Raw genomic sequence first — 8355 nt, 5'->3', positions numbered from 1 at the left:
GTCTTTGGCATACAATTCGCCACTTTGATAACGGTTTGAAAAGTCATTAAAATAATCTTCCTTACCTTTTTTATATGATTTTTGAATAGATCGACCCGTCGGTGTGTAATATCTTGCCACGGTTAACCGTACAGATGAGCCATCGCCCAAAGGCATTTCTCTCTGTACCAATCCTTTACCGAAAGAGCGTCGCCCGATAACTGAACCACGGTCGTTATCCTGAATGGCTCCAGCCAATATTTCGCTCGCGGAAGCTGAATTTTCATTGATTAAAATAGTTAATTTTCCGGTTTCAAAAATACCGCCTTCTGAAGCATACGTTTTATCAATTCTTCCTTTTTTATTTTTGGTAAATACTATTAGGTTTTTTTCTTTTAAAAATTCATCGGCAATTTCTACAGCTTGATCCAAATAGCCACCGCCATTGTCTCGAAGGTCAATTACAATTGAATTTGCGCCTTGTTTTTTCAGTTTATTTAATCCGATTTTAAATTCATTGTAAGTAGTTTCTGCAAACCTATTTATTTTGATATAACCCGCAGTTTTATTCAACATTATAGCAATGTCAACACTTTTTACAGGAATCGTATTTCTAACAACTTTAATATTGTATTTTTTATTTTCGGATTTTCTAAAAATAGTCAATAACACTTCGGAATTGGCTTCGCCTTTAAGTTTGGAATATAGTTTTTCAGTAGTAATTTTTTTGCCGAATAATTTTTCATTATTGGCTAATAAAATTCTGTCTCCCGCTTTGATTCCTGCTTTTTCTGAAGGACCGCCTTCCACTGGTTTTATAACGGCAACAGTATCATTCTGCATTAAAAAATTGACACCAATACCTACAAAATCGCCTTTCATACTTTGGGCAACTTCTTCTGCATCATTTTTTGCAATATAAACAGAATGTGGATCCAATTTTTCAAGAATTCCATTGACAGTCTGATCCACTATAGAATCTGTATTTATATCGTCTACATAATCATGTTCGATAAAATCAATTAATTTATTGAGTTTTCGTTTGTTTTGATTTTCCGAAGCTAGCCTATTTGAAACTGGTATGTTAATAAAAATGCCACCCAATAAGAAACCTACAGCAATTGCCGTGAAGATTATAATTGGAAAATATATTTTATCAATTTTCATTTCTTCTATTAAGGTTTGTTTTAATCAATTTCTTGAATGTGTTCCACTTTTACACCTGCTTTTCGCAAAAAGTCCAGTCCAGAATCGTCTTTATAACCATCTAAATATACCACTCTTTTAATTCCCGATTGGTGTATCAATTTGCTGCATTCCTTGCATGGAGAAAGTGTAATGTACAATGTTGCGCCTTCACACGATTGTGTTGAACGTGCTACTTTAAGTATTGCATTTGCTTCTGCGTGAAGCACATACCAATGTGTTAAATTATTCTCGTCCTCACAACAATTTTCAAATCCTGATGGCGAACCATTATAACCATCGGAAATAATCATTTTATCACGAACAATAATCGCGCCAACTTGCTTTCGTTTGCAATAAGAAAGTTTTCCCCATTCTTTGGCCAATCGTAAATAGGCTTTGTCGTATTTATTTTGTTTTGTATCTGTCATGGAATACAAAAGTAAGTCAAATTTTCTTTAGATTTAAATTGAAAATAGAAGCTTTATAATTTACATTTTATGATATTTGAATTTTAAATCATAAATTTGAATTTTAAATAAATTATTTAGACAAATAATCATCATAAAAGTAAAGTAGAACAAATAATATTACTCTATTGTTCAATAATTACGATACATCTTTCAATAAAAAACAATGTTAAAACAGTTTTTAAATTTCAAATTATCGCAAAAATTATCGCCACAGCAAATACAGCTGATGAAGCTGATTCAATTGCCAACACAGGCATTTGAGCAACGTTTGATTGAAGAAATGAATGAAAATCCAGCGCTTGAAACTGGAACCGACAATGAAGATATTTATGAAAAAGATGAATTTGATAATAATGAAGATTATGATGATTATAACGATAGTGAAAATATAGAAACTGGCGAAGTAAATATCGACGAATATTTGAGCAACGATGAAACTCCAGATTATAAAACACAAGTTAATAATTATAGCGATGATGATGAAGAGCGAGAATCGCCACTTTCTGCACCCATAAGCTTTCATCAGGATTTAATTAACCAATTGAATACTTTCATTTTAACCGATGACCAGCGTGATATTGCAGAATTTTTGGTTGGAAGTATCGATGATATGGGCTACATTCGACGTAGTATTCAAGACATGGTCGATGATATGGCGTTTACTCAAGGAATTTATACCGATGAAAAAACGGTGGAAAAAATACTACATGTCATTCACGAGCTTGAACCATCTGGTGTTGGTGCCAGAGATTTGCAAGAATGTTTGTTGCTACAATTGAAACACAAAACGCCTACGGAATCTGTTGCTTTGGCTATTCATATTATTGAAGATCAATTTGAAGCTTTTACGAAAAAGCATTACGATAAATTATTACAAAAATTTTCTGTTTCCAAAGAACAATTAAAAAATGGTGTTGACGAAATTGAAAAACTCAATCCAAAACCAGGTGGTGCTTACACGGGAAGCAACAAAATAACTGAACATGTTGTGCCTGATTTCGCCATTAGAATTGTTGATGATGAACTAGAATTGACATTAAATGGCAGAAATGCACCTGAACTTCATGTTTCGAAAGATTATCAGGAAATGATGAAGACTTACAAGGATTCGAAAGACAAATCAAATTCTCAAAAAGATGCTGTTCAATTTATTAAGCAAAAATTAGATTCTGCCAAATGGTTTATCGATGCCATAAAACAAAGGCAAGAAACCCTTTTTGTGACCATGAATGCTATTATGCATTTTCAGCAGGAATATTTTCTGGATGGCGATGAAACCAATCTAAAGCCCATGATTTTAAAGGACATTGCAGATATGGTTGGACTAGATATTTCAACTGTTTCGCGTGTGGCAAATAGCAAATATGTTGATACGCCTTATGGTACAAAATTAATTAAAGAATTCTTTTCTGAAGCCATGACTAACGATCAAGGTGAAGAAGTTTCCACCATTGAAATCAAGAAAATTTTGCAAGATGTGATTCAAGACGAAGACAAACACAAACCTTTGCCAGATGATCAATTGGCAGATATGCTCAAAGAAAAAGGTTATCCAATTGCAAGAAGAACAGTTGCTAAGTATCGTGAACAGTTGGATATTCCTGTGGCTAGAATGAGAAAGAAGATGTAGGTTCAACTTAACAAAAAACTCTTGAAAAAAATACTTCCTTTTTTTTCTTACTTATTTCATCCTATTTTTATATCGGTTTTTGCCACTGTATTTTACTTTTTGGTGTCTGAAAGGTATTTTATTTATGAAACCATATTTTTGTATATTATTCAAGTGTTAATAATTACTGTTTTTATTCCTTTAATTTTTTTCTATTTATTGATTATTTCAAAAAAGATAGATTCTATAATGATTGCCAATGTTTCTCAGCGCAAAATTCCGCTTTTGATGCAAATATTGTTATTAAGTATTTTAAGTTTTAAAACTTTTACATTGGATGTAATTCCTGAATTATTTTACTTTTTTTTAGGTAGTATTTTTAGTAGTTTACTTGCTTTGATTTTGGTGTTTTTTCATAAAAAAATAAGTTTGCATATGCTGGGAGTTTCAGCATTGACTTTGTTTTGCGTGGCTGGAAGCATTCACTTTCAGATTAAAGAAGTAGTATTTGTTACTATTTTGCTATTATGCAATGGTTTAGTTGCATCATCTAGACTTTATATGAAAGCACATTCTAGTGAAGAATTAGTTTTAGGCTATACTATTGGTGTAATTCCACAAATAATTCTGTTATATTTTTGGTTATAAAATGTAAAACATTAATCCAATATTAAATGTATTTAATTTTAGCGAATCATTGTTTAAATTTCCATTTTTAAAAATATCTTGCAACCCGTAGTAAGCGTAAATATTCCATGAATTCCAACCCGAAGTTAAATAAACACCATATTGAAATTTATTTATGTCTGGATTGTTATTTACTATGAAATTTTGCGTTGGCGAAATAAATTTAGAGCGACTATTTAACAAATAACTAAATTTTAAGCCCGTGTAAATTCTCCAAAATTTATGTGATTCGTAAGTCGAAGTTCTCCATCTAAACTCAATAGGCAACTCCACAAAATACATGGTCAATTTGTTTTTATTGTATGGAAAATTGGGTTCAATTAAACTGTATTGAACAGTATTACCACCGTTTTGAATAATCAGATTTTGTTTGTAGTTATTAAAAGACAATCCCAGACCTGGCGCAATAGATACTGTTCTGGATTTATTAATAGGAAAATCTCTTAAAAAACCAAAATTAACACCCGAAGAAAGGGAGTTTTGAGATATTCCTGCAGATTTGTCTCTTAAAATGTTATAGGTTAAATTGAGATAAAACTGGTCTTCTCTGTACAAGGAATCAATTTCAGAAAAATTGGGTATGTCTTGCGAAAAAGAGTTTAGAAAAGTTAGAAATATGATTATTTTAAAAAAATTTTGCATGTATAAAAATATTTTTTAAAGTTAATAAAATTTAATTTACTAAAAAGAAAAAAACCATCTCGATTTAAACTGAGATGGTTTTCAATAATTTTAACCTATTATATTTACATTTTCACAACTATAAATTCGCTTCGTCTGTTTAGTTGGTGTTCTTCTTCAGAACATTCTACACCATCTGCACATTTATTTATGAGTTGACTTTCACCATAACCTTTTCCTGTCAATCTGTTGGCATTGACACCGTTTTTAATTAACCAAGCAATGGTCGATTTTGCTCTTCTATCTGATAAAGCGTCGTTATATTCAAATGTTTGTCGGCTATCTGTATGAGATCTCACATCCACTTTAATAGTTGGATTCAATTTCATTACAACCAATACTTTTTCAAGTTCTAGCGCAGCATCTTTACGGATGTAAGATTTGTCTAAATCAAAATAAATGATAGGAATTTCAAGAGTTTTAGCCAAATCTGTACCTACTTTTATTTCTCTTATTTTTTTCGCTGTAGCTAATGGCAAAACAGTTTTTCCAGATTTATTTGGTGTTTTAACAGGTGCTTCTTTGGTTTCGTACTCTTCTTTTTCGCCTCTTACATAATATTTTTTATTGCATTCTACCGAGAAATTATAATTTCCTTTGTCATCAGATTGTGTGGCTTGCAATTCTTTAAAATTCTCATCAAATAAAGTTACTTTCGCATTTGACAATACTTCTCCCGTTTCAGAATTTGTAATTATACCTGACAATTCTTGGTTGCAATCAAGTTCGATAACTTTGGTTTCTTTGAAAGAATAAATATCGTCCAACCCAACACCACCATCTCTATTTGAAGAAAAGTAGCCCGTTCTTGAAGGTTTGTCAATCAGAAAAGCAAAATCGTCCATTGGTCCATTAATTGGCGCTCCAACATTGATGATGCCTCCAGGATTACCTTCTTTATTCAATTTGGTAACAAATATGTCTAATCCGCCCAAACCAGGTTGTCCATCAGAAGCAAAGTAAAGTTCGTTATCCTCAGTAATGTATGGGAAAGTTTCTCTACCTTCTGTGTTTAAAGAACCTGTTAAATTTACAGGTACTGAATAAGTATTATCTCCGGTAATTTGAACTTTAAATATATCTGACTGACCTTTGGTTCCTGGCATATTTGAAGCAAAGTATAAAGTTTTTTCGTCTGGGCTTAAAGCTGGATGTGCCACACTATAATTATCACTATTAAAAGGTACTTCAACAATATCAATCCATTTGTCGTCAACCAAACTTGCACGATATAATTTTAGTAAAATTACTTCCTCTTGATCTTTACCAACTTTACCTTTTGTATAATTATTTCTAGTAAAATATACAATTTTCATATTTTTTGTGAAAACTGGAGTGTCTTCATGAAATTTAGAGTTTACAGAATTTGAAAATTTTTGCGGGTTACTCAAACTTCCATTTTCTGCACGCTTTGCTGCATAAAGATTTAAAAATGAATTGCTTGTCCATTTTGTACTTACTTTAGCCATACTAGCACTTTCTCTAGAGCTTGAAAAAATCAACTGATCTCCATACATAGCAGCACCATAATCAGATAATTTTGAGTTGATATCGGTAATTTTTACTTCATATCTACCCGAATTTTTATCTATTGTAGATTTATAGTTTTTTTGACCTTTATACAAACTTGCTCTTTTATCATTTCCCGATAATGCATAAAACTTATCTAAATATTGATCGGCTTTTGCATAATCTTCTGTAGCTTTTAACGTTTGTGAATACCTGTAATAATATTCAGGCTCCACTTTTTGATTCATGGCAAACAATTCTGCATACCATTTATTGGCTTCTTTTAATTTGGCATTAAAGTAGTACGAGTTGCCTAATTTCTGAAACAAATCAACAGATTTATATCCTTTTTCAGCTACTTTTTCATAGGTTTTTATGGCATCAACATAGGCTAAATTTTTATAATTTTTGTCAGCTTTGTCTAAATTTTGCGCATTCACACTAAAACAGACTAATAAGAATAAGGGTAAATTTTTTAATATAGTTTTCATGTTTATTATCGTTATGTTTTAGAAGAATCTTGGCGATACAACTTTATCGTAATTTTTAAATAATTCATATCTAAGAAATATTTCGTGTGAGCCAGAATTAAAGTTACCCAATCTTGTAGTATCTCTGTCATAAGCATAGCCTATCAACCATGAGTCGGAAATTTGAAAACCAGCCATTAGACTCACAGCGGCACTCCATCTGTAGGCCGCTCCTAAGGTAAATTTTTCGTTAAATAGGAAATTTGCAGATATGTCAACTTGAAGTGGTGCACCTTTTACGACTTTTGCTAAACCTGAAGGCTTAAATTTAATATTATCTGATAATTCAAAAACATACCCTCCAATAACGTGAACATGCATTCTTTCGCTAGCTGTAAATTGGACATCATTATCATAATATTTTCTTTCTAACATATATGGAATTGATAATCCTAAATAGGTTTTTTGAGAATACCAATAAATCCCAGCACCTACATTTGGAAAAAATGTGTTGTCAATGTTTGTTCTGGAAGCATTAATTGGATCATCTTTTTTAAATGCGTTTAACTTATTAAAATCTACATTAAAAAAGTTAGCTGATGCTTTAAGTCCGAATGCCAATTTAAAGTTATCAGATGTAGGAACTCCATAACTTATATCTGCTGAAAATGTATTTTCATCTGATGGTCCCAATTTATCATTCACAATAGACACTCCCAACCCTAATCTATTGGTTAAAGGTGTGCTCATGGTTATTGTGTTGGTTTTTGGTGCACCTTCAAGCCCTACCCATTGTGTTCTATGCATTGCTAAAATACTTAAAACTCCTCTGGAACCAGCGTATGCTGGATTAATATTTGCCGTATTGTACATATACTGTGTATATTGAGCTTCTTGCTGCGCATTTGCCACTACACTTAATAGTAAAAATCCAAATATAATTAATTTTAATTTCATGTGTTCTAACGTTTTAATTATCCCCAAAACTTGCATTTTGGGGGAATTTTATTTATCTATTAATATATAAGTAAGCAGCTTTCTCTTTTGTTTCACCTTTTTTATTTACATATCTAATAATGTAATAATAGGTTCCTTCTGGTAAATTTTCATCAACTTGAACAGTTACTCTTCCGTTCGAAGTTCCTTTAAATGAAACTGATTTATTATCATAACCATTGGCTTTATAAACCAATACACCCCATCTGTTGTATATTTCAACTGTATTATCAGGGAAATTTTGAATTCCGTCGATGAAGAAAAATTCATTATCGCCATCGTCGTTTGGTGTTATATGATTGTAAATAGCAATGTCATCAACTGGGGCAATAATTATGGTAATTATTGCTGTAGAACAATTCGATGGATTTAATTTATCACAAATTCGGTATTCTATTATATAAGTACCCGCTGGTGTTCCAGCTGGGATATTTACCAAACCTGTAATCGTATTAAGAACTGGAACTATTGACCCGCTAATAGGCGTTGCTGGCGTAATAACCGAAATGTTTATTAGCGATATATTCGCAGATGATCCTCCAAAAGTATCGTTTGTTAGAGCATTTATTATACCTATGGCACCATTTTGTCCAGATTGAATTGTTACTGTATCATCTATTGCTAATATGGCTGGAGCACTTACCACTACTGTTGAGGTGATGGTACTACAGTTCAATGGGTTGGTTACTTCACAAATCGTATAGGTTACTGGGTAGTTTCCTGCTGGGGTATTGGCTGGAATGGTTACCGTACCGTTGGCATTCAC

Annotated in this window: 8 protein-coding genes; 2 read left to right on the top strand and 6 right to left on the bottom strand. The window is 32.0% G+C overall.

From position 1 onward, the window contains the following. Positions 1 to 1146 (bottom strand): S41 family peptidase (locus RMN92_RS03950; protein WP_309608165.1); only part of this gene is annotated, 1146 nt, incomplete at its 3' end. A 20-nt stretch (positions 1147 to 1166) separates the two neighbouring features. Then, positions 1167 to 1595, bottom strand: a complete 429-nt coding sequence (locus RMN92_RS03945; RefSeq protein WP_309608164.1) for a dCMP deaminase family protein — start codon at positions 1593 to 1595, stop codon at positions 1167 to 1169. A 205-nt stretch (positions 1596 to 1800) separates the two neighbouring features. On the opposite strand from RMN92_RS03945, the gene rpoN reads away from it, so the two are divergent. After that, positions 1801 to 3267, top strand: a complete 1467-nt coding sequence (rpoN, locus tag RMN92_RS03940) for an RNA polymerase factor sigma-54 (protein WP_309608163.1) — start codon at positions 1801 to 1803, stop codon at positions 3265 to 3267. Positions 3268 to 3288: 21 nt separating this feature from the next. After that, positions 3289 to 3894, top strand: a complete 606-nt coding sequence (locus tag RMN92_RS03935; protein WP_309608162.1) for a hypothetical protein — start codon at positions 3289 to 3291, stop codon at positions 3892 to 3894. Here RMN92_RS03935 and RMN92_RS03930 read toward each other — a convergent pair. From RMN92_RS03930 to RMN92_RS03915, 4 genes are all read right to left on the bottom strand, one after another. Next, the gene (locus tag RMN92_RS03930; protein ID WP_309608161.1) at positions 3889 to 4575 is read right to left on the bottom strand and encodes a porin family protein; all 687 of its coding nucleotides are present in this window, start codon (positions 4573 to 4575) and stop codon (positions 3889 to 3891) included. The two genes, RMN92_RS03935 and RMN92_RS03930, sit on opposite strands and share 6 nt — an antisense overlap. Positions 4576 to 4679: 104 nt before the next feature. Beyond that, positions 4680 to 6614, bottom strand: a complete 1935-nt coding sequence (locus tag RMN92_RS03925) for an OmpA family protein (protein WP_309608160.1) — start codon at positions 6612 to 6614, stop codon at positions 4680 to 4682. An 18-nt stretch (positions 6615 to 6632) separates the two neighbouring features. Then, positions 6633 to 7550 carry a type IX secretion system membrane protein PorP/SprF gene (locus tag RMN92_RS03920; protein ID WP_309608159.1) on the bottom strand — a complete coding sequence of 306 codons (918 nt, stop codon included), beginning with the start codon at positions 7548 to 7550 and terminating at the stop codon, positions 6633 to 6635. Between the two features lie 52 nt (positions 7551 to 7602). Beyond that, on the bottom strand, positions 7603 to 8355 hold a 753-nt coding region (locus RMN92_RS03915), incomplete at its 5' end, for a gliding motility-associated C-terminal domain-containing protein (RefSeq protein WP_309608158.1).

It is taken from the genome of Flavobacterium sp., assembly GCF_031363805.1.
GTDB lineage: Bacteria > Bacteroidota > Bacteroidia > Flavobacteriales > Flavobacteriaceae > Flavobacterium.
Note: the sequence above shows the minus strand (reverse complement) of the source record. Positions and strands in the feature narration are given on the sequence as shown.

What these genes read in the sequence shown, in the direction of transcription:
- RMN92_RS03920 (WP_309608159.1), bottom strand. Translation starts at nt 7,550, where the DNA reads ATGAAATTAAAATTAATTATATTTGGATTTTTACTATTAAGTGTAGTG.
- RMN92_RS03945 (WP_309608164.1), bottom strand. Translation starts at nt 1,595, where the DNA reads ATGACAGATACAAAACAAAATAAATACGACAAAGCCTATTTACGATTG.
- RMN92_RS03930 (WP_309608161.1), bottom strand. Translation starts at nt 4,575, where the DNA reads ATGCAAAATTTTTTTAAAATAATCATATTTCTAACTTTTCTAAACTCT.
- rpoN (WP_309608163.1), top strand. Translation starts at nt 1,801, where the DNA reads ATGTTAAAACAGTTTTTAAATTTCAAATTATCGCAAAAATTATCGCCA.
- RMN92_RS03925 (WP_309608160.1), bottom strand. Translation starts at nt 6,614, where the DNA reads ATGAAAACTATATTAAAAAATTTACCCTTATTCTTATTAGTCTGTTTT.